The sequence below is a fragment of the Microbacterium sp. J1-1 genome (assembly GCF_024498615.1).
Classification (GTDB): domain Bacteria; phylum Actinomycetota; class Actinomycetes; order Actinomycetales; family Microbacteriaceae; genus Microbacterium; species Microbacterium aurugineum.
Window position 1 is genome coordinate 173,564 of sequence record NZ_CP089590.1, and the last position, 26,613, is coordinate 200,176.

Consider the following 26,613-nt stretch of genomic DNA (forward strand, 5'->3'; position numbering starts at 1 on the left):
TCCCTCAGTCGCACGATCACTGGAGATCCGTCCATGTCGAAATCACTGCTTCGCACCGCTGTACCCGCATCCCGCCGCGTGCTCATCGCCGCGCTGACCGTCACCGCGCTGGTCGGTTCCCTCGCCGCCTGCGCACCGTCGTCCGCGACGCCCGAACCCAGCGAGGTCGCCGTCGTCGACGGTGGCGAGCTCGTGATCGGCGCCGAACAGGAGCCCGACTGCACCGACTGGATCGCCACGTGCGCCGGGTCGATCTGGGGAACCTACGTCATGCAGGTGCCGACCATGCCCGCCGTCTTTCAGACCCGCCAGGTCGATGAGGAATGGGTGCCCGTCCCCTCCGACCTCGTCACCGAGGAGCCGGTGGCCGAGGTCGCTGCCGACGGCACGCAGACCATCACCTACTCGATCAACCCCGAAGCGGTGTGGTCGGACGGCGAGCCCATCACCTCGGCAGACTTCGCCTACACCGCGCTGCAGATCCGTGACGGCGACGACATCTTCGACAAGACCGGCTACGACCGCATCACCGCCGTCGACACGAGTGATCCGCAGACCGCGGTCGTCACGCTCGACTCCGCGTATGCCGGATGGCGCACACTGTTCAGCGTCTACGGCATCATGCCGTCGCACCTGCTCGAAGGGCAGGACCGCGCCGCACTCATGACCGACGGCTACGACTTCAGCGGCGGCCCCTGGAAGATCGAGAAGTGGACCCGCGGCACCTCGGTCACCCTCGTGCCGAACGAGAACTACTGGGGTGAGAAGCCGCACCTCGACAGGGTGACCTTCCTGTTCCTGCCCGACACCACCGCGGCGTTCCAGGCGCTCAAGAGCGGTCAGGTCAGCGCGCTCTACCCCTCGCCGCAGCTCGACGCGCTCACCCAGATCGAGGCGGGTCTGCCCGGCATCCGGTCCCAGGTCGATGCGCGCAGCGGCAACCTCGAGGCGATCTGGCTGAACAACGCCGCCGCCCCCTTCGACTCGGTCGCGGTGCGTCAGGCGCTCGCGTACTCGATCGACCGCGACGCGATCGTGAAGCGCCTGTTCGGAAGCCTCGGCATCGAGGAAGCCCAGCAGAGCTTCAACTCCCCGATGGTCGCGCCGTTCGCCGCCGACGACTTCTCGCGGTACACGCTCGACCTCGACAAGGTCGACGAGCTGATGGAAGGCGACGGGTGGTCGAAGAACTCCGACGACGTGTGGGCGAAGGACGGCGAGACGGCCACCTTCGCGGTCAAGACCCTCGCCGGCAACAAGCGCCGCGACCTGACCGTGCAGGTGTTGCAGTCGCAGCTCGCGGATGCCGGGTTCGAGATGACGATCGACCAGGTGACGCCCGCCGACCTGTTCGGCACGACCGCGCCGCAGGGTGACTTCCAGGCCGGCCTGTGGGCTCTCGTGGACACGTTCCCGGACCCCACGCTCAGCTCGACGTTCTCCTCGGTCAACATCCCGAGTGAGGCGAACGGCTACTCCGGCATCAACTTCTACCGCGTCGACATCCCGGGTCTCGATGACCTGCTCGGCCAGGTCGACAGCGAGATCGACACGGATGCCCGCATCGCGGCGTCGCACGAGGGGGACGCGTTGATCGCGGAGAACGTGCCGTCGCTGCCGCTGGACACGGTGCCGAACGTGCTGCTGTGGAGCGAGACGGTCGGCGGCCCCCTGCAGATCAACCCGGTCGAGGGTCCGTTCTGGAACCTCGCCGAATGGGGTCTGGCCGGCTGACGCCGACCGGGTTCGAGAGCCAGGACAGGGACGGGGCGACGACGTGATCACCTTCATCACACGGCGAGTGCTGTACTCGGTGCCGGTGATCCTCGTCGCCTCGTTCATCCTGTTCTGGGCCGTGCGCTCGACGTTCGATCCGCTCGCGAAGCTCCGGCAGGCGCAGGATCCGACGGCGATCGCCCGGGAGATCGAGCGGTTGGGGCTCGACCGTTCCATCCCCGAGCAGTACTTCCTCTGGCTGCGTGCGATGGTGACGGGCGACTGGGGGGTGAGCACCCGCACCGGCACTCCCGTGCTGCCCTTGATCGGCGAAGCGTTGTGGCCGACGCTCCAGCTCGCGTTCTGGGGGCTCGTCGTGGCCGTGCTGATCGCCGGAGGCGTGAGCGTCTATTCGGCCGTGCGGCAGTACTCGCTCGGCGACAACCTGCTCACCGGAGCCTCGTACATCGGTATCGCGATGCCGGCGTTCTGGTTCGGGCTGATCCTCATCCAGACCTTCGCGGTGTGGCCGAAGGAGCAGTTCGGGCTCAGCGAGCCGCCCCTGTTCTTTATCGGGTTGCACTCCCCGGGGCAGACCGGAGCGCTCGACTACATCCGCCATCTGGTGCTGCCGGTCGCCGCGCTGATGATCGCGCTCGTCGCGTCGTGGAGCCGGTTCGGGCGCGCGGCCATGCTCGATGCGCTGTCGAGCGACTACGTGCGCACCGCACGAGCCAAGGGCGTCCCGCGACGACAGGTCATCTGGCGGCATGCGGTGCGCAACTCCCTCGCGCCGTTCGTGACGGTCGTGGCGCTGGATGCCGCGATCCTGATCGGCGGACTCGTCGTGACCGAGCAGATCTTCGCGATCCCCGGCATGGGGCGGCTGTTCCTGCAGTCGCTGGTCGCCGGCGACGTGTTCGTGCTGCTGCCGTGGATGCTCGTGGTCGCGGTCGCGGTGGTCCTCAGCAACCTGATCGCCGACATCGCCTACGCGGTGCTCGACCCGAGAGTGAGGCTGTCATGAGTGGTGCAGGCATCGCCGGAAGCGAGGAGCTGCTCACCGAGCAGGACCCGCAGAAGGCTCCCACCCGCCAGCTGCTGAAGGGCTTCCTGCGGCACCGGCTCGGCGTCGTGAGCCTGGTCGTCCTCGTGGTCCTGGTGATCGCGTGCTTCGGCGCCGGTCTGATCGCGCCGTATGCGCAGGGACAGCAGGACCTGCTCCTCGGACCCACGCCGCCGTCGGCGGAGCACTGGCTCGGAACCGACGAGCTCGGGCGCGACTACTTCAGCGAGATCCTCTTCGCCGGTCAGGTGTCCCTCGCGATCGGGCTTGCGGTGGCGTTGCTCGCCACGCTCGTCGGCACGGCGGTCGGCGCGATCGCCGGCTACGTCGGCGGCTGGATCGGCGAACTGCTCATGCGCATCACCGACCTGTTCCTGATCGTCCCGGCGATCGCGCTGCTCGCCGTGATCCTGCAGGGGCTCGGGCCGTCACCCACGACGATCGTGTTCGCGCTCACGGCGCTGGGGTGGACGTACATCGCCCGCGTCGTCCGCGCGCAGGTGCTCTCGCTGCGGGAGAAGGACTTCATCGACGCGGCCAGGGGCATCGGCGCGTCGGGCCCGCGCATCGTCATCTCGCACCTGCTTCCGAACCTCGCGGGCGTGATCGCCGTCGCGATGAGTCTGGCCGTGGCCTCCTCGATCATCGCCGAGTCGACGCTCAGCTTCCTCGGCTTCGGGGTGCAGCCGCCGCAGACCAGCTGGGGTTCGATGCTGAGCCAGGCCGCCGGCTACGTCGGAACCCCCCAGGTGTACCTGCTGTACTTCCCCGGACTGTTCATCCTCGTGACGGTGCTGTGCGTGAACTTCATCGGCGACGGACTGCGCGATGCGCTCGACCCGCAGGGGAAGAACCTGTGAGCGGGCGGGAGGTGCTCCTCGCGGTCGAGGACGTGTCGATCAGCTTCCCGACCGATGCGGGGCTCGCCAAAGCGGTCGAAGGAGTCTCCTTCGTGCTGCACGAGGGCGAAACGGTCGGCATCGTGGGGGAGTCGGGCTCAGGCAAGTCGATGACCGCGATGGCGATCATGGGCCTGCTGCCGAAGAAGGCCGTCGTCACCGGGTCGATCCGTTTCCGCGGACAGGAGCTCGTCGGGCTCTCGGATGAGGAGTTCAGGGAGATCCGCGGCAACGACATCGCGATCGTGTTCCAGGACGCCCTGACCGCGCTCAACCCCGTCATGCGCGTCGGGGACCAGCTGATCGAGGCCGTGCGCGTGCACCGGCCGGAGTCGACGGCGGCCGAGCGCAGGACCAGGGCGGTCGAGCTGCTCGACCTGGTCGGCATCCCCTCGCCCGACCTGCGCGTCGACCGCTATCCGCACGAGTTCTCCGGCGGCATGCGGCAGCGCGTCATGATCGCGATGAGCATCGCGAACGAACCCGACCTGCTGATCGCGGACGAGCCCACGACCGCGCTCGATGTGACGGTGCAGGCGCAGGTGCTCGAGGTGCTGCGCGAGGTCCAGCGCCGGACCGGCACCACGGTGCTGCTCATCACGCACGACCTCGGGGTCGTCGCCGGCACCGCCGACCGCGTGCTCGTGATGTACGCGGGCGGGCTGGTCGAGACGGCCGACGTCGACCCGCTGTTCTACGAGACCGCGCACCCGTACACCGCGGGACTGCTCGCCTCGCTGCCGCGCATCGACCGGCGGGCGTCGCGGGACGAACGGCTTTATCAGATCGCCGGGCAACCCCCGGTGGCGACGGCCTGGCCGGTCGGATGCCGCTTCGCACCGCGCTGCGCCCACGCCGTGGTCGGCCTCTGCGACGTGGCCGTGCCCGAACCGGTCGCGGTCGGTGAAGAGCACACGGCCGCCTGCGTGCGGGTCGGCGAGTGGCAGAAGGAGATCGTCACATGAGCACTGGCCTGGTCGTTCAGGACCTCGTGAAGGAGTACCGCGTCGGCGGTGGTCTGTTCGGTCGGACCCGTGATGTGGTGCAGGCCGTGTCGGAGGTGAGTCTGTCGATCGCGGGCGGGCAGACGTTCGGCCTCGTGGGCGAGTCCGGATGCGGCAAGTCGTCCCTCGGACGCAGCGTCGCCCGTCTGCAGTCCAGCGACGGCGGGTCGATCCGTCTCGGCGAGGACGACATCACCCGGGTCGAGGGGACGCGCCTGCGGGCTCTGCGTCGCCGCGTGCAGTTCGTGTTCCAAGACCCGTACGCCTCGCTGAACCCGCGCAAGTCGGTGCGGGCGACCCTCACCGAACCGCTCGTGATCCACGGGCTGCACCGTGGGGACCACGACCGCCGCGTCGAAGAACTCCTCGCGCAGGTCGGGCTGGACCCCGCGCACGCCGACCGGTTCCCGCATGAGTTCTCGGGCGGACAACGGCAGCGGATCGGCATCGCCAGGGCGCTCGCCGTGGAACCCGAGGTGATCGTGCTCGACGAGCCGGTCAGTGCGCTCGACGTCAGCGTGCAGGCGGGCGTGCTCAACCTGCTCGACGATCTGCAGCGCGACCTCGGGCTCACGTACCTCTTCATCGCGCACGACCTCTCCGTGGTGCGGCACCTGAGCGACCGGGTCGGGGTCATGTACCTCGGCCGACTCGTCGAGGAAGGACCCGTCGACGAGCTGTACGAGCGGCCGCTGCATCCGTACACCCAGGCATTGCTTTCGGCCATCCCGGTGCCCGATCCCCGAGCCGAGCGGGGGCGAGAGCGCATCGTGCTCACCGGTGACGTGCCGAGCCCGGTGTCGCCCCCGAGCGGATGCCGCTTCCGCACCCGCTGTTGGAAGGCCACCGAGATCTGCGCTGAGGTCGTGCCCGTTCTCGAAGCGCCGACGGTTCTGACCTCCGCCCCCACCCATCGCGTCGCCTGCCACCACCCCGCCGAGCGCGACGTCCTCTGACCCCGCCCCCACCTCTCACCCCCCCTCCCCGTGTGTTCCGGTCGCGATATGTCACCCAAGAAGCCCGAATCAGGTGACATATCGCGCCCGGAGCAGGGGGGATGTCCCGGAAGGAACCACCCATGACGACCACACACCGCATCGCCGTGATCGCCGGAGACGGCATCGGCCCCGAGGTCATGCCCGAGGGGCTGCGGGTGCTGCGAACCGCGGCCGCCCGCTTCGACATCGCCCTCGAGTTCGAGGAGTTCGACTTCGCGAGTGCCGCGTACTGGCAACAGCACGGGCAGATGCTGCCGGACGACTGGTTCGAGACTCTGCGCGGATTCGACGCGATCTTCTTCGGCGCGGTCGGCTGGCCCGATGTGGTGCCCGACCATGTGTCGCTGTGGGGGAGCCTGATCCAGTTCCGCCGGGCGTTCGATCAGTACGTGAACCTGCGCCCGGTCCGGCTCATGCCCGGGGTGGTCTCCCCGCTCGCCGGACGCGCCCCCGGAGACATCGACTTCTACGTCGTGCGCGAGAACACCGAGGGTGAGTACTCCTCGATCGGCGGACGCATGTTCGAGGGCACCGACCGTGAGTTCGTGCTGCAGGAGACCGTGATGACCCGCACCGGCGTCGACCGGGTGCTGCGCTACGCGTACGACCTGGCGCAGCGCCGCGAGGCGAAGCACCTGACCTCGGCGACCAAGAGCAACGGCATCTCGATCTCGATGCCGTACTGGGACGAGCGGGTGGCCGCGGTAGGTGCCGACTACCCCGACGTGCGCCGCGACCAGTTCCACATCGACATCCTCACCGCGAACTTCGTGCTGCACCCCGACTGGTTCGACGTGGTCGTGGCCAGCAACCTGTTCGGCGACATCCTGTCCGACCTCGGACCCGCCTGCACCGGCACGATCGGCATCGCCCCGAGCGCCAACATCAACCCTGAAGGGGTCTTCCCCAGCCTCTTCGAACCGGTGCACGGCTCCGCGCCCGACATCGCGGGCCAGGGCATCGCCAACCCGATCGGCCAGATCTGGTGCGGCGCGATGATGCTCGACCACCTCGGATATCCGGAGGCCGGAGCCGCCGTGCTCGCCGGAATCGAAGACGTGCTGGCTCGTGGCGCGGATGCGGCACCGTTCACGCCGGACCTCGGCGGCACGGCCACGACGACGGAGTTGGGTGCGGCGATCGCGGAGGCCGTCGCCACCGTCTGAGCGGATCGCTGCACGCCGACCGGCCGACACCAGCCGTTCACGAATCGTTCCTTTCGGAGTACGGCGGTCTCGTAATTGCCCGTCACCTTCGGGAGTTGGAATACCGATGTTCTCGGAATTCCGAGGCATCTCCCTCCCGAAAGGTCATCATGCGCCGCTTCACCCTGCCCGTCGTCGGCCTCCTGGGCGTGGCCGCCCTCACCCTCACCGCCTGCCAGGGCTCGACCGCCGAGGCCGCACCCGCCGATCCCGACGCCCCTCTCACGATCGCCACGATCCCGGTCGGAGACGACCCCACCGCCGAGAACCCGATCGAGGTGTTCGCCGAGCTGCTGGAAGAGGCCACCGGTCGCACGGTCGAGATCACCGACGTGCCCGACTACCTCAGCGTCGTCGAGGCCATCCGCGCCGACCACGTCGACATCGGCATCATGAGCGGATTCCCGTCCGCACTCGCCGTGAACACGGGTGAGGTGGATGCGCTGGTCGCGTTCGAGGGCGACGGCAAGCCGGTCTCGACCTGCGTGGTGCGGGAGGACTCGCCCATCCAGACCGTCGAGGACCTCGAGGGTGCGACCGTCGCCTTCGCCGACCAGGCCTCCAGCTCCGGCTACTTCATGCCCGTGTACATGCTGCACGAAGCGGGACTCGAGCAGGGCACCGACTACGCGGCGATCTTCGCGGGCGGACATGAGGGCAGCTTCGCCGCGCTCGAGCAGGGGCAGGTGGATGCCGCGTGCACCGCCATCATGCTCACCGAACTCGGTGCGCCGATGTTCCCCTTCGCGGATGGTGAGTGGCGCGCGGTCGGCGAGAGCCCTGCGATGGACATCCAGGGAGCCGTTCTGGGTCGTCCGTCCCTGGACGCCGAGACGCGCAAGGTCATCCAGGACGGCATCGCCGAGGTGTTCTCGCCCGCCAACGCCGAGCGTCTGGGCGCGTACGGAGCCTTCGCCGCTGCCCCGCAGACCGTCGACCCGAAGGCCTCCGCCTTCACCTCGTTCGCCGAGATCGCCGCGGTTGCGGGTGTCGAGCTCGAGGACCTGAAGTGACGGTGGCCGCCCCGGCCGCGCGGCTGCGCGGCGCAAACGGAGAGGGTTCCGCCGCCGACGGGCGTGTTGCAGATCGACACGCCCAGGCGCGCGCAACTGATCTGCGTTTCGGCACCGACGTCCGCGCCGAAGGGCCCGTGGTCACGGTGCGCGGCCTGCGGGTCGCGTATGACACGACGACGGTGCTCCGCGGAGTCGACCTCGACCTGTTCCCCGGCGAGATGGTCGCCCTGCTCGGTGCGTCGGGTTCGGGCAAGTCGACCCTCATGCGCAGCCTCACCGGGTTCGCCCCGATCTCGGCCGGCACAGTGCGGGTCGCGGGCCATGACGTCACGAACCTCGCTCGCGGCGAACTGCGCACCCTCCGCTCGGGGGTCGGCCAGGTGTTCCAGCAGTTCAACCTGATCCCGCGACTCAGCGTGATGACGAACGTGCTCACGGGGGCACTGCACGGCGCGGGACCGATCAATCTCGCCGGCGGTTTCACCGGGGCCCATCGCCGACGGGCGCTCGAACTCCTCGATCGGGTCGGCATCGCCCACAAGGCGTCCGCTCCCGCGCGCTCGCTCTCAGGCGGGCAACAGCAGCGCGTCGCGATCGCCCGAGCGCTCATGCAGCAGCCCACGGTGATCCTGGCCGATGAACCGGTCGCCTCGCTCGACCCCCGGCTCGCCGGCTCGGTGCTCGACCTGCTGCGGGAGATCGCGACGCAGGACGGCATCCCGGTGCTGGTGAGCCTGCACGTGCTGCCCCTCGCCCTCGCGCACAGCGACCGGATCGTGGGACTGCGCCACGGCGAGATGCTCGTATCCGGGGCGACCTCGGGGCTGCATGCCACGGCGTTGGAGGCCCTGTACGACGACGAGGAGCACGGCGATGACGACGACCACTGAGCCCCGCACGCCCGGTACACCCCGCACCGACCGCACCGACCGTCCGCACCTCGACCCGGCGGAGCGCGCCCGCCTCGAAGCGGCGTTCCGGGTGCCGCGCGCCCGCTTCCTGATCGGGCTGCCGGTCGCCGTCCTGCTGCTGATCTGGTCGTTCAACGGCGCCCAGTTCAACTTCGTGAAACTCGGTGAGGGCGCGGTCAACATGGGCGAGTTCCTGTCGCGCCTGTTCCCGCCCGACTTCTCGAAGATCGGCACCATCCTCGCCCTCCTGCTGGAGACGTTCCAGATGGCCGTGGTCGGCACGGTCCTCGGTGCGGTCCTCTCGCTGATCGTCGCGTTCGGAGCCACGTCGACCCTCGCGCCCAGGTGGCTGTACTACCCCACACGCTGGGTGATGAACATCATCCGCTCGGTCCCCGACCTGGTGTTCGCGCTCATGTTCGTCTCGGCTGTCGGGCTGGGTCCGTTCGCGGGCATCCTGGCCATGACGCTCGGTTCCATCGGGTCGATCGGCAAGATCTTCGCCGAGGCGATGGAGCAGGTCGACCGCGGACCGGTGGTCGCCATGCAAGCGGTCGGCGCCTCGAAGCGGCAGGTCATCCAGTACGGCGTCCTGCCGCAGGCCGCGCCCCTGCTCACCTCCTACACGCTGCTGCTGTTCGAGGGCAACGTGCGCGGCGCGACCATCCTCGGACTCGTCGGCGCCGGAGGCATCGGGCTCGAACTGACCACGGCCATGCGCATGTACGACTACGGCCACCTCAGCGCCATCATCATCTGCATCATCGTGCTCGTCACGGTGATCGACCAGGGCAGCGCCCTCATCCGAAGGAGAATCACATGACCCTCATCGACACCGACCTCGTCCTCAGCGCCCCGGTCAACCTGCGCGATCTCGGAGGCATCGCGATCGACGGCGGTGTGCTCCGTGAGGGGGTCGCCATCCGCGCCGACGACCTCGCCTACGTGACCCCGCAGGCCGCGGACCAGCTCATCGATCGTGGGCTCACCGCGATCATCGATCTGCGCTCGCCGCGGGAGGCTTCCCTCACCGGCCGTGGCCCGCTCGGCGCGCATCCGGTCGCGTACCACCACCTGCCGCTCATCGCGGATGTGGGGGAGACGATGGATCGCGAGCAGCCGGCGCTCACGCACGAGGCGATGGGACTCATGTATCAGCACATGGCCGAGAGCGCGGCGCCTCAGCTGGTGATCGCGCTCAACGTGATCGCGCACACGCCCGGTGCGGTCGCCTTCCACTGCGCCGCCGGCCGAGACCGCACCGGTGTGCTCGCGGCCATGCTGCTGCTCGTGCTCGGCGCGGCCGACGACGACATCGTCGCGGACTACGCGCGCACCGGCGACAACATGGTCGCGATCATGGCGCGCACGGCCCCGGTGATGGGGGCGATGTGGAAGGCACTCGGCTTCGACGCCGATGCCCTCGAGAAGACGTCGTCGTTGTTGGAGGGCTCGATGGACGTGTCGATGCGCAGTCTGCTGGACACCCTCCGCGCGCAGCACGGTGACCCGCTGACGCCGCTGCGCGCCGCGGGACTCTCCGATGCCACGATCGCCCGACTCCGTGCCAAGGCCCTGGCCACGTGACCGTCTTGGAGAGGGAAGCCGGGGCTGCGGTCCGCCGCCGCCCCGGTCGACCGCGTGACGAGGAGATCGATGGGCAGATCGTCACGGCGACGCTCGAGATCATCGATGCGGGCGAGGAGGTCACGGTGTCGCGTGTGGTCGCCCGCAGCGGAGTGAGTCGGGCGGCGCTGTACCGACGCTGGCCCTCTCTGACGCTGCTGATCGCCGCCGCACTCGACGTCGGGCGCGAGGTGCCGCCGGAGTACCCGGTCGATGCCGATCTGCACGAGATCCTGCTCGCGGGGCTCGGGCTCGGGGCCGACGGCGTGGCGCCCTCGGCCCCCGGCTACTCCGAGGCGCGATTCCGGCAGCGCATCCGTCTGGTGATGGCCGATCGTGCGCTGCAGAAGACGTATTGGCAGTCGCATGTCTCGCGGCGCCGGGTACCGCTGCAGAACGCGCTACGGACGGGCATCGCGCGGGGCGAGCTGCGGGCCGACCTCGATGTGGAGGCCTGCTTCGACGCCATCGCCGGTGTCGCGTACTACCAGCTCGTCGTGCGCGGCGACCGGGTCAGCGATCCTGCGGTGGTCGAGCGAATGCGCGCCGCGATCGAGGTGATCTGGCGCGGGATGGTCGCTGCCTGACGTGAGTGCCTCGTTGCGGGATCGAAAACGCGCCTCCGCCGGGGGTTTCCGGTGCGGTTTTGATCCCGCAACGGCCGCGCTCAGCTCTTCGTGAGGTCTTGCGCGAACATCACGAGGATGCCGCTCGGGCCGCGCAGGTACGTGAGCTTGTAGAGGTCCTGATATGTCGCGACGCCGCGGAGCGGGTGGAATCCGTGGCGGGCGGCGATGGCGAGGGACTCGTCGATGTCGTCGACGGAGAACGCGATACGGTGCATCCCGATCTCGTTCGGAAGCGTCGGGTTCGTGTCGATCGCATCGGGGTGGATGTACTCGAACAGCTCGATCTGGCCGCGTCCGTCCGGTGTCTGCAGTACCGCGATCTTGGCGTGGTTGCCGTCGAGCCCGACGGCGGTCGCCGCCCACTCTCCGCTGACTTCGTCGCGGCCGAGCACGGTGAGACCGAGGTCGGTGAAGAAGGAGATGGTGGCTTCCAGGTCGCGGACCGCGATGCCGACGTTCTCGAGGGTGATGGGCATGACGGGATGCTACTCGGGATCGCCGCGCACGTCAGGGCTAACCTCCGAGTTTCTCGGCGCAGGCGACGCAGTACTCGGCGAACGGTCGTGCCTCCAGGCGGCCGGCGGGGATGGGGCGTCCGCAGTTCGCGCAGAGGCCGTAGGTTCCGGCATCCACCCGGGCCAGCGCATCGTCGACCTGCCGGAGTTCGGATGACGCGGCCTCGGCGAGTCCGGTCAGGCGCGACCACTCCGACGACAGGGTGACGCCCTCGGGGTCGTGCTCGTCGTCGTCGTTCGAGCTCTCACGGTCGTGCGTGAGCTCGTCGAGCGTCGCAGCGGTGGCCTGCACGCGCGCCTCGGCCCGAGCGCGCAGTGCGAGCAGGCGATCACGGGCGTCGGCGGTCATGCGACCACTCTAGGCACCGGGGGCTGCCCTCGGCTCGAATCGCGCAACGGGCTCGATACTGCGCCGGGATCGAACCATTCACGCGATTCGAACGGCGGGAGAAGCTACACCGTCGGGGTTCGCGTCGGTACCGAGTCGGTCGTGGTCGGCACGGCCACCGCCTTCATGCCGGGGTGGTCGCGTTCGAGCGCGGCACCTTCCATGTCGACGTTCGGCAGCAGGCGGTCGAGCCAGCGCGGCAGCCACCACGCCGAGCGTCCGAGCAGGTGCATGAGGGCGGGCATGAGCAGCATCCGCACCACGAAGGCGTCGAGCAGCACGCCGAACGCCAACCCGAATCCGATCGAGCGGATGATCGTCGACTCCGAGAAGATGAACCCGCCGAACACCGACACCATGATGAGCGCGGCGGCGATCACGACCGAGCGGCCGGCGCGGAAGCCCTGGGCGACGGCATCCCGCGCCGAGGCCCCGTGCACATACGCCTCGCGCATGCCGGAAGCGAGGAACAGCTGATAGTCCATGGCGAGCCCGAACAGGATGCCGACGAGGATCACGGGCAGGAAGCTCAGGATCGGTCCGGTGCTGTGCAGCCCGATGATCTCGGCGCCCCAGCCGAACTGGAACACGGCCACGATCAGCCCGTAGGTCGCGAACAGGGAGAGGACGAACCCGCCCGTGGCGATGATCGGCACGAGCAGCGACCGGAACACCACGATCATGATGAGCAGGGAGAGCCCGACCACGACCACGAGGTACAGAGGCAGGACTCCCGCCAGGGCTTCCGAGATGTCGATGTTGATCGCGGCCTGACCTGCCACACCGAGGGTGATCCCGTCGTCGATCGCCGGCATCGAGCGCAGGTCCTGCACGAGTGTCTCGGTCGACGCGCTGTTCGGTCCCTCCTCCGGCACGACCTGGAACGCGAGCAGGGTGTTGTCGTCGGAGGTCGCGATCGGTGCGACGGCGACCACGTCATCCTGGTCGGCGATGGCCTGCGCGATCGTGACCTGCGTGGCGAGCAGGTCGTCGTCGCTGACCGCATCGTCCAGGGTCGCGGTGACGAGCAGAGGGCCGTTCGCGCCCGCGCCGAACTGTTCGTCGACGGTCTGGAAGGCGCGGTAGCTGGTGGAGTCGCTCGGCTCGCTCGAACCGTCCGGCAGTCCGAGTCGCATCGACATCGCGGGGATCGCGATGATCAGCAGGGCGACGACACTCACCACGGCCGTGACCACGGCGCGGAGCGTCGACATGCGCTTCACCGGCTTGCCCGCGGCGTGCTCCTCGCCGATCGTGCCGCGCGCGCGGCGGCTGAGCAGGCGCGGACCGACGAGGCCGAGGATGGCGGGGGCGAGGGTGATCGCGACGAGCACGGCCACCGCGACGCACACCGCGCCGACCGTTCCCATGAGGCCGAGGAAGGGGACGCCGGTGACGTTGAGGGCGAGGAGGGCGACGATCACGGTCGTGCCGGCGAAGACGACGGCCGTGCCGGAGGTGCCCGTCGCGAGCCCGATCGACTCGCGCACCGGGACACCGGCGAACAGTTGCTTGCGGTGTCGGTTCACGATGAACAGGGAGTAGTCGATGCCCACCGCGAGGCCGAGCATGACACCGAGGACCGGGGTCACCGAGGCCATGTTCACCACGCCCGAGAACGCGAGGGATGCCGTCACGCCGACGCCCACACCGACGATGGCCGTGACGATCGGGAGGGCGGCGGCGAGGAGCGAGCCCAGCATCACGATGAGGACGATCGCGGCGAACGCGAGACCGACAGCCTCTCCGACGCCGAAGATCTCCGGGACGCCCTGTGCGATGTCGGTGCCGAAGTCGACCTCGACGCCGTCGATCGGTGCGGACTCGAGGTGGTCGATCGCGCCCTGCTTCACCTCTTCGGAGAGCTCGAGACGCGGGTCGACGAAGGAGATGTTGACGATGGCGGTCGATCCGTCTTCGGAGACCACGCCGATGCCGTCCGAGAGGTCGAGGAGGGTCGTGCCCAGCTCGACCTGATCGGAGTTCTCGTCCAGTTCGATTCTCTTCGACGCGAGAGTCGCCTGCTGGGCCTCGAGTTCGGCCACCTGTGCGTTCAGCGCGGCCAGCTGCGCATCGAGGGCGGCCAGCTGCTCGGGGCCGGCTCCGGACTGCTCCGCCTGGGCGCGGGCGGCGGTGAGCTGCGCGATCCCGGCATCGAGCTGAGCCCTGCCGTCATCGAGCTGGGTCTGGGCCGCATCCAGCTGCGTGCGGCCGTCGGTGATCTGCGCCTGACCGTCGGCGAGCTTCTGCGCCTGCTCGTCCTGCTGCTGCTGCGCGTCGAAGGGGTCGATCACCCGGGCGACGCCGTCGAGGTCCTCCGCGCTCACGGCGAGGTCGGAGATCTCCTGCTTCTGCTCGTCGGTGAACGGCGATCCGTCTTCGGTCCGGTAGACGACGGTGCCCGTGCCGCCGGCGGTGTCGGGGAGCTTGTCGGCGAGCTCGTCGGTCACGGCGCCGGAGGCGGTGCCGGGGATGTCGAAGCTGTTGCTCAGCGTGCCGCCGAGGGTGAGGAAGGCACCGACGCCGAGGCCGAGGATCACGACCCACGAGACGATCACCGTCCAGGCCTTGCGCGCAGCGAACGAACCCAGACGGTACAGCAGTGATGCCACAGTGGTCTCCTTCAGACTCAAAGATCATACGGCACGTCTCGTCTAGAGATCTGTGGCTATCCTGAGTCCATGGTCAACGAGCATCGCAGCGGGCCCGTGCGCAGCACCGCGGCGCGCGAAGCGATCCTCGACGCGACCTCCCGCCTGTTCCACGCCCAGGGGTACGACCGGCTCACGATCGAGGGCATCGCCAAGGAAGCCGGGGTGGGCAAGCAGACCATCTACCGCTGGTGGCCGTCGCGGGGTGCGCTGATCGCGGACTGCCTGGTCGACGGGCGCCTCATCCCCGTCGATTTCGTCGTGCCCGACACGGGTGACCTGTTCGCCGACGTCGAGGCCTGGCTGCAGTCGGTCTTCCGAATCCTCGAGACGACGCAGGGCCAGGCGTTGCTGCAGTCGCTGGTCGCCGCCGCCGCGGAGGATGCCGCGGTCGGCGCTCACCTCGGAGGAAGCCTCGGCGTCGAGCAGCATCTCTCCGAGCGTCTGCGCGGCGGGATCCGCGACGGCGAGCTGCCGGAAGACGCGCCCGTCACCCAGATCGGTCGGGCGATCCTCGGGGCGATCATCGTGGAGTCGCTCGGCCGCGAGAGCCACGGACCCGGCGGGATCATCGAGCTGATCCGGTACCTCTTCACGCGCTGAGTCGCGCGCGTGCCGTGCGGATGTGATTGCCGACCACCCTGTGACGACCCGAGCCGAGGATTCGGCCTGTCAAGATCTCACAAACTGACGACCGATTGTCTCCCAAACTGACGACTGATAGCCTCTCAAACTGACGACTCGTTTGCTATCGCATCGTCGATGAAGAGCTGGATGCCGCGCTGTCGCGCGCGGGTGCTGTTCTCATCGAAGGCCCGAAAGCGTGTGGGAAGACAGCTACGGCAAAGCGCCGGGCGAACAGCGTCGTTCATATAGATGCAGACCCCGCCGTCTCCGCACAGATGGCGGTGGATCCCTCGCTGGTTCTCGAAGGCGAAGTTCCTCGTCTCCTGGATGAATGGCAATTGCAACCGAGGCTCTGGGACGCCGTACGGAGAGAAGTCGACGAGAGATCGCGACGAGGACAATTCATCCTGACCGGCTCGACCGCCCCGGCGTCGGACGCACGCAGGCATTCAGGGGCCGGCCGTTTCGCTCGACTGCGGATGAGGACGATGACGCTCGCGGAAAGCGCCGACGGCGACGCTGCTGTGTCCCTCCGTCGTCTTCTTTCTGGGGAGGCCCCGCGGCAGGGTGCGGCACCTCTCGACTTCGACGGTCTTCTGACCCGTATGGCCGTCGGTGGATGGCCGGCTGCGGTCGGCTTGCCGGTCAAGGACGCCCTGGCGAGCAACCGCGACTATGTCGATACCGTGATCGACGTCGACATTGATTCCGCCGGGCGCACCAGAGATCCCCTGAGGGTTCGCAGGCTCATGCAGGCGCTGGCACGATCCACGGGAACAGAAGCGTCGATCTCCACTCTCGCGCGTGATGAGGCGACGTTGTCGCGCGATGCGGTCCGCGAATACATGGATGCGCTGAGCCGGATCTTCGTCGTCGAAGATCAACCTGCGTGGTCCGCTCATCTCCGATCGTCCGCGACTCTTCGAAAGGAGCCGAAGCGGCACTTCTGCGATCCGTCCGTCGCGGTTGCTCTCCTCGGTGCTGACGCCACCGCCCTGCGTAGAGACCTCAGCTTCACGGGACAACTCTTCGAGTCCCAGGTGGTGCATGACCTTCGTATCCTGGCGCAACCTCTCGGGGGAGAGGTCTACCACGCCCGCGACTCGGCGGGCCGCGAAGTGGATGCCGTCATTCAGCTGCCCGATGGGCACTGGGCGGGATTCGAAGTGAAGCTCGGTGCCGCAGCAGAGACCGTGGATGCAGCCGCAGCGTCGCTGCGGGAGTTCGCCGCGAACGTCGACGGAACGCGAGCAGATTCGCCGGTGCTCACGGTCATCACCGGCACAGGTCCGTCCTACCGGCGTGTGGACGGAGTCAACGTCGTAGCTCTGCCATCGCTGGGCATGTGACAGTCGGGCTCGTCCTCAGCCGAGGAGCAGCGTCAGCACCGTCGCGCCGCCACCGGCGAGGATCAGCGCGATGATGACCGTCCACGCGACGATGCGGATGCGCCGGTTGCGCTTCTCGCCGAGGTCGCCGTAATCCTCGCTCAGGTTGTCGCTCATGCGCTGACCTCCGTGACGGTCGGACCGAAGTAGGACGGGAGCGTGGCCTGCGAGCGCTCGCGGAGCTCGGCGACCGAGACGGTGAAGACGCCCTGGACCTCGAGCTTCGCGCCCTCGTCGTCCGTCACGCCGATGCGCATCACCGGGTAGTCGCGTCCCTCGCAGAGGCCGCGGAACTTCACGTCGTCCTCACGGGGCACGGTCACCAGCACGCGGCCGGTCGACTCGGAGAACAGCGCGGATGCGGCATCCACCCCATCGCGCTCGATGATCTCGTTCAGCCAGACGCGGGCGCCGACGCCGAAACGCATGACGCCCTCGGCGAGGGCCTGCGCGAGGCCACCCTCGGAGAGGTCGTGCGCCGAGGAGATCAGCCACTCGTCGCGAGCTGCGGAGAGCAGACCGGCGAGGCGCTTCTCCGCCGCGAGGTCGACCGCAGGCGGCAGACCGCCGAGGTGCTGGTGAACCACGTCCGCCCACGCGGAACCCGAGAGCTCGGTCGAGGTGGTGCCGAGCAGGTAGATGTTCTGGCCCTCGTCCTGCCAGCCGGAGGGGATGCGGCGCGAGACGTCGTCGATGATGCCGAGCACGCCGACCAGCGGGGTCGGGTGGATCGGCACGTCGCCGGTCTGGTTGTAGAACGAGACGTTGCCGCCGGTGACCGGGGTTCCCAGCTCGTAGCATCCGTCGGCCAGGCCGTCGACCGTCTGGCCGAACTGCCACATGACCTCGGGGTTCTCGGGCGAGCCGAAGTTGAGGCAGTCGGTGATCGCGGTCGGCACAGCACCGGTGACGGCGACGTTGCGGTACGCCTCGGCGAGGGCCAACTGCGCTCCTGCGTACGGGTCGAGCTGGCAGTAGCGGCCGTTGGCGTCGGTCGAGACCGCGAAGCCGAGGCCGGACTCCTCGTCGACGCGGATCATGCCGGCGTCGTCGGGGAAGCTCAGTGCGGTGTTGCCGAGCACGTAGTAGTCGTACTGGTTGGTGATCCAGCTCGTGTCGGCGAGGTTCGGCGAGGCGACGATGTCGAGGAACTGCTCGCGCAGCGTCTCCGGGTCGTTCGAGCGGGGGAGGTTCTCGGCGGCGTCCGCCTGGAGGGCGTCGATCCATGTCGGGTACGCGACCGGGCGGTCGTAGACGGGGCCGTCGACCGCGACCGTCGAGGGGTCGACGTCGACGATGCGCTCGCCCTGCCAGTCGATGATGAGGCGTCCGTCACCGGTGACCTCGCCGAGCACGGAGGTTTCGACCTCCCACTTGTTCACGACCTCGAGGAACGCGTCGAGCTTCTCGGGCGCGACGATCGCCATCATGCGCTCCTGCGACTCCGACATGAGGATCTCCTCAGCCGTGAGCGTGGGGTCGCGCAGCAGGACGTTGTCGAGCGAGACCTTCATGCCGCTGTTGCCGTTGGCCGCCAGCTCGCTGGTCGCGCAGGAGATGCCGGCGGCGCCCAGGTCCTGGATCGCCTCGACGAGCTCGCCGCGGTACAGCTCGAGGCAGCACTCGATCAGCACCTTCTCGGCGAAGGGGTCGCCCACCTGCACCGCGGGGCGCTTGGTCGGCCCGGTGGAGTCGAAGGAGTCGGAGGCGAGGATGCTCGCGCCGCCGATGCCGTCGCCACCCGTGCGGGCACCGAACAGGACGACCTTGTTGCCGACGCCGGTCGCGTTGGCGAGCTTGAGGTCCTCGTGACGCAGGACGCCCACCGCGAGCGCGTTCACGAGCGGGTTGGCCTGGTAGACGGCGTCGAAGACCGTCTCGCCGCCGATGTTCGGGAGGCCCAGGCAGTTGCCGTAGAAGCTGATGCCGCTGGTCACACCATGCACGACGCGGGCGGTGTCAGGATGGTCGACCGCACCGAAGCGCAGGGCGTCCATGACCGCGACCGGGCGGGCGCCCATCGAGATGATGTCGCGGACGATGCCGCCGACGCCGGTCGCCGCACCCTGGAAGGGCTCGATGAACGACGGGTGGTTGTGCGACTCGGCCTTGAAGGTGACGGCCCAGCCCTCGCCGACGTCAACGACGCCCGCGTTCTGGCCCATGCCGACCATGAGGCGTTCCTTCATCTCGTCGGAGACCTTCTGGCCGAAGCGGCGCAGGTAGTTCTTCGACGACTTGTAGGAGCAGTGCTCCGACCACATCACGGAGTACATCGCCAGCTCGCCCGAAGTGGGCCGGCGGCCGAGGATCTCCTTGATGCGCTCGTACTCATCGGGCTTGAGTCCGAGGGCCCCGTAGGGCTGCTCCTTCTCGGGCGTCGCGATCGCGTTCTCGACGGAGTCGGGGACGTGCTGGTGGGAAGGTGCAGGGGCGGTGGTCACGCGCACTCCAAGGGAAGGGGCCGGCGGGGCATGTCCAGTCTACCGGCGCGGGTTCGGCGTGCATTGCGGGTGCAATAACGCTCCGGGGAAGGCCGTGTCCGGAGCGTTTTCGATCCCGCCACGGGTCGACGGATCCCCCGCTCGATACCCGACTCAAAACCTAACACCCGAACGGCTTTGCAGCGGTCGCCCGATGCCGCGGTTCACAACTCAGGAAAGGTCGCGCCGATTTAGCCCGCGTGGGTCGATCCGGGCAGGAGGGCGACGCTCTTCCTGAGTTGTGAACGGCTGTCGCGGTGCACAACTCCTCAAATGCGGGGTCGCTTCGGTCTGCAGTCGGCCATCCGGCGTCGAACACGCACGTTTTTGAGGAGTTATGCACGCGGCCGCGCGGAGACCGTCACGCGGGCGGCCACTGCGGATGCCGGGCCACGGCCACGCGTGCGGCGAGGTCCGTGCGGACGGGCGAGGACGCGTCGTCGAACCCGAGGGCATCGGCCCACCCGAGCGCCAGGAGTGCGTGTCCGGCCGCGTTCGGGTGGAACGCGTCGTCGAGCAGCCCCCACGCCATGTCGTCGTTGCCGGGGCCGGTCCCCTCGGAGAAGGCGGTGAACGCGGCGTGCTGGTCGACCAGGATCACCCCTTCGCGCGCGGCCACGTCACGGACCGCCTGCGCGAACTCGCCGATGCGGGCACGGTCGGGTGCGTGATGCAGGTCCACGGTCGGCGGGGTCTGCAGCACGGGGATCCCGCCGTCGTCCCGGACGCGCCGGACGACCTCCGTGATCGCGGCCGCGAACGCCGTCACCTCGATCACGGGGTCGAGCCATTGTGTGGTGCAGTCGTTCGTGCCGATCATGAGCGTGACGACGTCGGGCCGCCAGTGCGTCACACGGCGCGGGAAGTCGCCGAGGATCAGGTCGGCCCGCCATCCCGTGATCGCCGTGTTGAGCACCGTGTCCTGCACCCGACCGGCATCACCGCGGATCAGCTCGTGCAGGTGGTCGACGTAGTTGCGGGCGCCGCGGGTGTGGATGAGGCCGTGCGTGATCGAGTCGCCCGTGAACACCCAGGTGAGCGGTGCTCCGGAGGCGAGCAGCCCCCGGAGCACCGGAAGGTCATCGGTCATCCGGTGACCTTCAGCTGCACGTCGATGAACCGCGGACGGTAGATCGAGGCGTCGTCGTACACGTCGCCGACGTTGTCGAAGGTGTTCACGTTGTACGACACGAGGATGCGGTTGCCGTGTCGCAGGTTCGGGTGCTCGTGCGCGTTGTAGGTGAACACGTCGGGGTCTGCGTAGCTGCCGAGCGCGCCGGTCTCCGGGGTGCGGTACAGCTCGACCGGATCGGTGAACGGCCCGGTCGGCGAGCACGAGGTGCGTGCGACGATGCGGGTGCTGAACAGCTCGGAGGTGTCCTGCGTGACGAGCAGGTAGCCGTCGCGGAACGGCGCCACGCTGAACTCGTTCGCCACATACGGCACCACGGGCACGGCATCGACCTCGGACGCCGACCAGGTCGTGCCGTTCCAGTAGGTCCACGTGCCCTTGAGGCCGTCTCCGCCCTGCACCTTGGCGACGTAGGCCGAGCGCACCCCGCCGGGGTCGGCGATGCCGTAGATGTAGGTCGTGCCGCGTTCCTCGAGCGTCCACGATCCCCAGTTGATGCCGGTCGCCGAGGGCAGATCCACGATGCTGTCGAGCTGCAGCGTCCGCCCGTCGAGCGTCGCGAGCCGGTTCGCGGTCCACGCGAAGTCCCATTGGCCGGTGCCGGTGCGCGCGAACTGCAGCAGCGGAACTTGCACGGTGCCGTGACGGCCGGGCGTCGGGTCGCCGATCCAGTACCACTTGCCGTCGGGCTCGGGCGGGATGATGCCGGCTGGGTCCTCCGGCGTGCCGCCCGTGATGGTCGTGAGGTCGCCGCGGCGGTCCTGCACCACGACGGAGTTGTTCACGAAGGGCGAGTCGGTGGGACGTGATCCGTCGGGGTTCACCGTGCCGAGGAAGGTGTCCGAGAAGAACCAGCCGGTCTTCCCCTTGCCGAGGGGCAGCGAGTAGGTGCTGTCACCGCCGGTCCACTCCCCACCGGTGTTCCCGTAGGTCGTGAACGTCTCGGTCAGATCCTGGTTCACGCTCGCCGTCGCCGTGAGCGTCTTGTCGACCAGCGAGCACTGCCCGTTCCCGGTGCCGTGTCCGTGCCCGTTGCCGTGCCCTCCGCCGGCGGGGACAGCCGCGCTCGCCGGGGCGGCGAACAGGGCTCCCGCGCACAGGGAGGCGACGGCCAGGCCGGCCGCGATCATGCGTCTTCTCATCTCGATCACTCCTTCGTGTTCGTGTGGGTACTGCGTGGTGGTCGGGGCTCAGCCGGCGGTCTCGGTGATACCTCCGGAGGCGTGGATGTCGTAGTGGCGCTCGCCGACGCGCAACCCGCGCAGCACCGCCTGCGGGTCGAGCGCGGCGACGCAGCCCGCGGCGCGCACCGTCCCGTCCGCGGCGACCGAGACGCCGAACAGGGCCTCGATCACGAGCTCGATCCAGGCGCCGGATGAGGAGCACGACCAGTCGATGATGTACGGCAGCTGCGGCGGGGCTTTGCGGGCACCGCCGTTGATCCCGGGCACGGCCTCTTCGACGAAGTGCGCCTGCCCCATCGGGCCCTGATTCGCGGTGCGCGACAAGCCCTCGACCCAGGAGGTGAGCACCTCGGGAGCACCGAGGGCGGCGAGCGCGCGACCGGCATCCGCAGGCCAGGCGGGGTAGGCGCCGTTCCACTGGTGGTCGGGGCGCGGACTGTAGCTGGCATCGGCATCCCACGGGGAGAGGGCGCGCATCCAGTTGTCGGTCTGCAGCTCGCGCTGGAAGAACGAGACCATGTCGTCGCGCACACCGGGGGTCAGGTCGTCGGCGATCGTGGTCCCGACCACGCTGAAGTCGTAGCAGTGCCGGACCGGGAGCTGCGTGCCGTCGGGCTGTCCGGCGGTGAAGATGCCCTCGCCGGGGACGTAGCGCGCGATCACCGCGGGCAGCAGGGCATCGGCCTCGGCGCGCAGGTCGGCCGCGGAGGCGCCATCGCCCTGGAGCTCCGCGAGCGAGGCCGCCGTGCGCATGCTCCACACGTTCGCGGCGTTGAGGCTCGCGACCTCGTGCGTGTACGAACTCACGCACTCGAGCAGGTTGTCGATCTCTCCGTAGTCGGCCAGGGGTGTCCCTCGGCGCAGGTCCTTCCAGGCGGTCGCCCATTCCCGGACGGATTCGGCGACGGTCTGGCCGCCGACGACCTCGTCGAGGAACGCCGTGTCCCCGGTGAAGCGCACATAGTCGTGCACGAGCCGCGTCATCGCGTAGTCGTTGACGGAGTACCACCGGCCGACCGGTCCGCCGGTGAGGGACGAGGTGCCGAAGTGCGAGTGGATGTCGAGGGAGATCCAGTGCCGCAGCTGGGAGCGCATCTCGCCCGGGTCGAGCAGTGCGTGGCTCACGGAGCTCAGGCTGTAGTCCCAGATGAACGTGGTGGTGCCCCAGTAGTTGGGCATCAGGGTGTCGTACGAGCGCCCGAGCACGTTGCCCGCGAAGTCCCGGCGGAACCAGATCACGCCCAGAGCGGCCCACCAGTACAGGCGCCGCAGCGGAGCGGAGGTCGTCTCGAGCACGGGCAGCGCGCCGGTGAACTCTGCGTCGTCGGGGTCGAAAGCGGCGTGCAGCTGGCGATTCCAGAACTCCTCGGCGTCGGTCACCGCGCCGGGGACGTCGGCCGTGACGAGGTCGAAGGTGCGGGTGGCGTCGGCCGCGGAGGTCCCGATCGCCTGCACGTATCCGGTGCGGCTGCTTCCTCCGGCCGGCACGGCGAGCGACACCGTGAGCTCGCCGCCGCGGCCGTTGCCTCCGATGCCGGCGTCGAAGGCATCCGGCAGCTCGGCGACACCGCTCAGGGCAGCGGATCCGCCCACGATCCCCTGCACGCTCCACGCCGTGCCATCCGCCGAGGAGAACACGAGGCGCTCGCCGTCGACGGTCGCGGTGTCGCGCTCCGAGGGGGACTCGGCGTCGAGCCAGGCTGTGTCCGAGCGCGTCGCCCGAGCGGCGGCCGAGAGTCCGAGTCGCACCACCCTGTCCATCGCCCCGGTGTTGTGTACGACGATGTCGATCGCGACCGCCGTCCTCCCCGGCACGCACACGGTGGTGGTCTCGACCTCCAGGTCGCCGACGGTCGCACGCCGCACCACCCGGTCCGGACGCCACTCGTGCGTGACGGGTGCTCCGTAGGAGGCGAACAGTCGCCCGTCCACGAACAGCACCGCCGTCTGGGTGAGTCCCTGCGACACGGGTGGGAACTGCACGGCGCTCACCGCGGTCAGATCGTGGTCCACGCGCACCGTGCCGAGCATGTTGGTGAGGCCGGTCGGCGCGATCATGTCGTCGAAGTGGTGGGTCACCGCATCGGCGGCGAGGTCATCGACGGTGGGGATGAGGGGATGCATGATGCCTTTCGAGGGGCGGGAAGCGTGTGGGGTCAGTACTGCCCGAGTGCGAGGCCCTTGGCGAAGAAGCGCTGCGTGCACAGGAACAGCACCACGGTGGGGAGCGAGACGAGCACGGCCGCGGCGAGCACGACCGACATCTGCGCACCGCCGTAGGTGCTCTGCATGCCGGACAGGGTCGTGATGATGGGGCGGATGTTGTCGGACTGGCTGAGAGTGAGGCCGAGCAGCAGGTCGTTCCACACGAAGGTCGCCTGCAGGATGAAGATCGCCACGAGGGCGCTCGACGCCATCGGCAGGTACATGCGCGTGAAGATGCGCCAGGTGGTGGCACCGTCGAGCACCGCGGCCTCGAACACGTTGTGCGCGACGCCGGTGAAGAAGTTGCGCATCACGAACGCCGAGAACGGGATCGAGATCACGGTGTAGATCATGATCATCCCCAGGCGGGTGTCGAACAGGCCGGTGCGGGAGTACGCGTCGAACAGCGGCAGCAGCACCATCTGCAGCGGGAACACGGTTCCGCCGAAGATCACGACGAACCAGAGGAAGCCGCGCTTGAGCCGCAGGGCCACGATCGCGAACCCGGCGGCGGCACCGACGAGCACCGCGATGGTCGGCGAGACGATCGAGTAGATGAGGGTGCTCACGATGCTGTCGCCGATGCCCGAGAGCTCCAGCGCCTGGCCGAAGTTCTCGAACAGGTGGAAGTCGGTCGGGATCCAGGACTCCTTCGACGTGAAGGTCAGCGGGTCCTTCATCGCATTCACCACGAGGAGGTACGCCGGCAGCAGCCACACGATCCCCAGGAGGACGAGCACGGCCGTTCTGATGATCTTCGACATCACATCTCCTTCTTCGGGGAGAGCTGCTGGCGCAGGTACAGCACCGAGGCGATCAGGGTGATGACCGTCAGGAACACGGCGATCGCGGATCCGAGTCCGTAGTCGCTGTTCACGAAGGTCTCCTTGTACATGGTCAGCGCCAGGGTCTCCGAGACCGTGCCCGGTCCGCCCTTGGTCATGCCCCACACGATGTCGAAGGTCTTCAGGCTCGCGACGATCGAGAGTCCGACGACCACCGCCGTGAGCGGACGCAGCATCGGCCACAGGATGCTGGTGAACAGGCGCGGGCCGCCCGCGCCGTCGATGCGTGCGGCCTCCAACGGCTCCTTCGGGATCGCCTGCAGTCCGATGGTGAACAGCAGTGCGTTCACGCCGACCCCCTGCCACGAGGAGGCGATGATCATGACGATCGTGTTGAGCGGAGCATCCAGCAGCCATCGGGGCGGGTCCGTGATGCCGAACGCCGCGAGCGCCTGGTCGAGCGCGCCGCCCGAGGAGAGGATGAACGACCACACCACGCCGACACCGATTCCGGAGAGGGCGTAGGGGATGAGGAAGGGGAGGCGCAGCCAGATGCCGCCACCGAGGTTCCAGGTGAGCAGAGCGATCGCGAGACCGATGCCGACCGGGATGATCAGGGTGCCGATCACCCAGAGCACGGTGTTCAGGGCCGAGCCCACGAAGTCGCCGTCGGTGAACATCTCGACATAGTTGTCGAGGCCGATCCAGGTCGGGCTGCCGAGCCCGTTGTACTTCGTGAAGCTGAGGAACACCGTCCACAGCAGCGGGAGGTAGAGCAGGACTGCGACCAGGATCACGCCCGGGGCGACGAAGCCCCGGGCGGACCACTGGTACGGCGTCTTCTGGTGCGCCATCCGCTCGCTTACTCCTGCTCTGCCCAGTACTTGTCCGCCGTGGCCTGGATCTTCTCCAGGAACGGCATCGGGTCACCGGGGTTGGCGTTGAAGGCGCCGAACTGCTCGATCGCGGTGGTCACGATCTCGGTGGGCATGGCTTCGAAGAACCGGTCGTAGAGCGAATAGCCGTCGCCGGCGATCTGCTCCCCGATCTCGGCCAGGGCGGGGTCGGACACCGTGGCCTTCGGGTTGAACGCGACGTCGCCGTGCGCATCGTTCCAGGCCGTCTGGGCATCGGGCGACATCCACCACTCGGCGTAGGCGAGACCGAGGTCGCGCTGCTTCGAGTTCTCGGCCGTGCAGATCGGACCGGACTCGACCGCCACCGGAGTGGTGTCGAGGCTGTCGTTGACGGCCGGGATCGCGAACATCCCGTAGTCATCGGTTGTCATGCCGGCGCCCTCGAGGTTGCCTGCGAAGAACGTGCCGAAGTTGATCATGGCGTAGTCGCCCTGCTTGAGGCCGACCGCGGGGTCGGTCGTGCTCCCCGCGTCGCTGAACCAGCCGGCCTTCTGCTCGTCGAGCCACACGTTCATGATGTCGACGATCTCGGGGTCGGTGTACTTGACGTCGCCCGTGGTGAGCCCGGCGTACAGGTCGGGATCGGTGGAGGCGACCAGGTGCTGGAACCACTGGAAGGTGAACAGCACGCTGGTCTGGTAGTACGGGGTGACCCCGCCCTCCTTCAGCGTCTCGGCGGCGGTGTTCAGCTCGTCCCAGGTGGTGGGCACCTCGACGCCGTTGTCGGCGAAGGCGGCCTTGTTGTAGAACATGATCCAGTAGGCGATGTTCATCGGCACGCAGTACTGCTTGCCGTCGAAGGTGTAGCTGTCGCGCAGGTCTTCGCTCACCCAGCCCTCGTCGACGGCCTGGGACCAGATGTCGGTGGTCTCGGCGACCAGTCCCTCGTCGACCAGCTGCTTGAGCGAGTCACCGGTGTGCCAGGTGAACAGGCCGGGCGACTTGTCGGTGCGGAACGACTGCTTGATGAAGGCGTCGTACTGGTTGGCGTCGGAGTACCCGGTGGTCTTCAGCGTGATGTCGACGGCGTCGCCGCTGACCTCGTTGAGCGACTCGAAGTCGGGCTTCCACGCTGCCTTGTCGGTGTAGAAGTTGAGCGTGCCGGTCACCTCTCCGGCCTCTCCGGAACCGGAGTCGCCGGCGCACCCGGCGAGCGCCAGGGTGCCGAGGAGGAGACCGGCCGCGGCTGCGGCGATCGTGCGTCGCGAAATCATTCAGAACTCCCTTGTTCGTTTGGTATCGTTACCAGAAATCTGGATTCACGCTAC

24 protein-coding genes are annotated in these 26,613 nt (G+C 68.5%); 13 read left to right on the forward strand and 11 right to left on the reverse strand.

All coding sequences use genetic code 11. The features are described from left to right. Positions 1–33 precede the first annotated feature (33 nt). The 11 genes from LRQ07_RS00830 (at position 34) to LRQ07_RS00880 (ending at position 11,028) form a co-directional block, all read left to right on the forward strand. Complete coding sequence (locus tag LRQ07_RS00830; protein WP_134352688.1) at positions 34–1,734, forward strand: ABC transporter substrate-binding protein; 1,701 nt, start codon at positions 34–36, stop codon at positions 1,732–1,734. 43 nt (positions 1,735–1,777) lie between these two features. Next, positions 1,778–2,743, forward strand: a complete 966-nt coding sequence (locus LRQ07_RS00835; protein ID WP_047523704.1) for an ABC transporter permease — start codon at positions 1,778–1,780, stop codon at positions 2,741–2,743. Then, positions 2,740–3,642, forward strand: a complete 903-nt coding sequence (locus LRQ07_RS00840) for an ABC transporter permease (protein WP_131492742.1) — start codon at positions 2,740–2,742, stop codon at positions 3,640–3,642. The genes LRQ07_RS00835 and LRQ07_RS00840 overlap by 4 nt, the downstream gene beginning before the upstream one ends. Then, positions 3,639–4,646, forward strand: a complete 1,008-nt coding sequence (locus LRQ07_RS00845; RefSeq protein WP_256535541.1) for an ABC transporter ATP-binding protein — start codon at positions 3,639–3,641, stop codon at positions 4,644–4,646. Before LRQ07_RS00840 ends, LRQ07_RS00845 begins: the two co-directional genes overlap by 4 nt. Next, the gene (locus LRQ07_RS00850; protein ID WP_256535542.1) at positions 4,643–5,641 is read left to right on the forward strand and encodes an ABC transporter ATP-binding protein; all 999 of its coding nucleotides are present in this window, start codon (positions 4,643–4,645) and stop codon (positions 5,639–5,641) included. Before LRQ07_RS00845 ends, LRQ07_RS00850 begins: the two co-directional genes overlap by 4 nt. A 122-nt stretch (positions 5,642–5,763) precedes the next feature. Beyond that, entirely contained in the window at positions 5,764–6,849 is a 1,086-nt protein-coding gene (locus LRQ07_RS00855; protein ID WP_256535543.1) for a tartrate dehydrogenase, read from the forward strand. Between the two features lie 149 nt (positions 6,850–6,998). Further along, positions 6,999–7,901 (forward strand): phosphate/phosphite/phosphonate ABC transporter substrate-binding protein, encoded by a 903-nt coding sequence (gene phnD, locus LRQ07_RS00860; protein ID WP_256535544.1) that lies wholly within the window; start codon positions 6,999–7,001, stop codon positions 7,899–7,901. Further along, positions 7,898–8,794, forward strand: a complete 897-nt coding sequence (locus LRQ07_RS00865) for a phosphonate ABC transporter ATP-binding protein (RefSeq protein WP_256535545.1) — start codon at positions 7,898–7,900, stop codon at positions 8,792–8,794. The genes phnD and LRQ07_RS00865 overlap by 4 nt, the downstream gene beginning before the upstream one ends. After that, on the forward strand, positions 8,778–9,638 hold the full coding sequence (phnE, locus tag LRQ07_RS00870; protein WP_256535546.1) for a phosphonate ABC transporter, permease protein PhnE: 861 nt from the start codon (positions 8,778–8,780) through the stop codon (positions 9,636–9,638). The genes LRQ07_RS00865 and phnE overlap by 17 nt, the downstream gene beginning before the upstream one ends. Then, positions 9,635–10,402, forward strand: coding sequence for a tyrosine-protein phosphatase (locus LRQ07_RS00875; RefSeq protein WP_256535547.1), 768 nt, complete (start codon positions 9,635–9,637; stop codon positions 10,400–10,402). The genes phnE and LRQ07_RS00875 overlap by 4 nt, the downstream gene beginning before the upstream one ends. Next, a complete protein-coding gene (locus LRQ07_RS00880; protein WP_256535548.1) occupies positions 10,399–11,028 on the forward strand; it encodes a TetR/AcrR family transcriptional regulator in 630 nt (209 codons plus the stop codon). The genes LRQ07_RS00875 and LRQ07_RS00880 overlap by 4 nt, the downstream gene beginning before the upstream one ends. Before the next feature lie 80 nt (positions 11,029–11,108). On the opposite strand, the gene LRQ07_RS00885 is transcribed toward LRQ07_RS00880, so the two are convergent. The 3 genes from LRQ07_RS00885 to LRQ07_RS00895 all read right to left on the reverse strand — a co-directional run bounded on the left by LRQ07_RS00885 (position 11,109) and on the right by LRQ07_RS00895 (position 14,585). Next, positions 11,109–11,546 carry a VOC family protein gene (locus LRQ07_RS00885; RefSeq protein ID WP_232762904.1) on the reverse strand — a complete coding sequence of 146 codons (438 nt, stop codon included), beginning with the start codon at positions 11,544–11,546 and terminating at the stop codon, positions 11,109–11,111. 37 nt (positions 11,547–11,583) lie between these two features. Further along, entirely contained in the window at positions 11,584–11,934 is a 351-nt protein-coding gene (locus LRQ07_RS00890; RefSeq protein WP_256535549.1) for a TraR/DksA family transcriptional regulator, read from the reverse strand. Between the two features lie 104 nt (positions 11,935–12,038). Then, positions 12,039–14,585, reverse strand: a complete 2,547-nt coding sequence (locus LRQ07_RS00895) for an MMPL family transporter (protein WP_256535550.1) — start codon at positions 14,583–14,585, stop codon at positions 12,039–12,041. 69 nt (positions 14,586–14,654) lie between these two features. On the opposite strand from LRQ07_RS00895, the gene LRQ07_RS00900 reads away from it, so the two are divergent. Continuing rightward, positions 14,655–15,227, forward strand: coding sequence for a TetR/AcrR family transcriptional regulator (locus LRQ07_RS00900; protein ID WP_131493047.1), 573 nt, complete (start codon positions 14,655–14,657; stop codon positions 15,225–15,227). 203 nt (positions 15,228–15,430) lie between these two features. Beyond that, positions 15,431–16,600: an ATP-binding protein gene (locus LRQ07_RS00905; RefSeq protein WP_256536456.1), complete on the forward strand. Its 1,170-nt coding sequence runs from the start codon at positions 15,431–15,433 to the stop codon at positions 16,598–16,600. A gap of 15 nt (positions 16,601–16,615) precedes the next feature. Here LRQ07_RS00905 and LRQ07_RS00910 read toward each other — a convergent pair whose 3' ends face one another. The 8 genes from LRQ07_RS00910 to LRQ07_RS00945 all read right to left on the reverse strand — a co-directional run bounded on the left by LRQ07_RS00910 (position 16,616) and on the right by LRQ07_RS00945 (position 26,559). After that, positions 16,616–16,756 (reverse strand): hypothetical protein, encoded by a 141-nt coding sequence (locus tag LRQ07_RS00910; protein WP_165875457.1) that lies wholly within the window; start codon positions 16,754–16,756, stop codon positions 16,616–16,618. Next, positions 16,753–19,083, reverse strand: coding sequence for a phosphoribosylformylglycinamidine synthase subunit PurL (purL, locus tag LRQ07_RS00915; RefSeq protein WP_256535551.1), 2,331 nt, complete (start codon positions 19,081–19,083; stop codon positions 16,753–16,755). The genes LRQ07_RS00910 and purL overlap by 4 nt, the downstream gene beginning before the upstream one ends. Before the next feature lie 400 nt (positions 19,084–19,483). After that, the gene (locus LRQ07_RS00920; RefSeq protein WP_256535552.1) at positions 19,484–20,212 is read right to left on the reverse strand and encodes an SGNH/GDSL hydrolase family protein; all 729 of its coding nucleotides are present in this window, start codon (positions 20,210–20,212) and stop codon (positions 19,484–19,486) included. Further along, positions 20,209–21,396 (reverse strand): DUF4185 domain-containing protein, encoded by a 1,188-nt coding sequence (locus tag LRQ07_RS00925; protein WP_256535553.1) that lies wholly within the window; start codon positions 21,394–21,396, stop codon positions 20,209–20,211. The genes LRQ07_RS00920 and LRQ07_RS00925 overlap by 4 nt, the downstream gene beginning before the upstream one ends. 48 nt (positions 21,397–21,444) lie before the next feature. After that, positions 21,445–23,562, reverse strand: a complete 2,118-nt coding sequence (locus LRQ07_RS00930) for a hypothetical protein (protein ID WP_256535554.1) — start codon at positions 23,560–23,562, stop codon at positions 21,445–21,447. A gap of 32 nt (positions 23,563–23,594) precedes the next feature. Continuing rightward, on the reverse strand, positions 23,595–24,407 hold the full coding sequence (locus LRQ07_RS00935) for a carbohydrate ABC transporter permease (protein ID WP_256535555.1): 813 nt from the start codon (positions 24,405–24,407) through the stop codon (positions 23,595–23,597). Continuing rightward, complete coding sequence (locus tag LRQ07_RS00940; protein WP_047523679.1) at positions 24,407–25,282, reverse strand: carbohydrate ABC transporter permease; 876 nt, start codon at positions 25,280–25,282, stop codon at positions 24,407–24,409. The genes LRQ07_RS00935 and LRQ07_RS00940 overlap by 1 nt, the downstream gene beginning before the upstream one ends. Before the next feature lie 8 nt (positions 25,283–25,290). Further along, positions 25,291–26,559 (reverse strand): ABC transporter substrate-binding protein, encoded by a 1,269-nt coding sequence (locus tag LRQ07_RS00945; RefSeq protein ID WP_256535556.1) that lies wholly within the window; start codon positions 26,557–26,559, stop codon positions 25,291–25,293. Between the last annotated feature and the right edge of the window lie 54 nt (positions 26,560–26,613).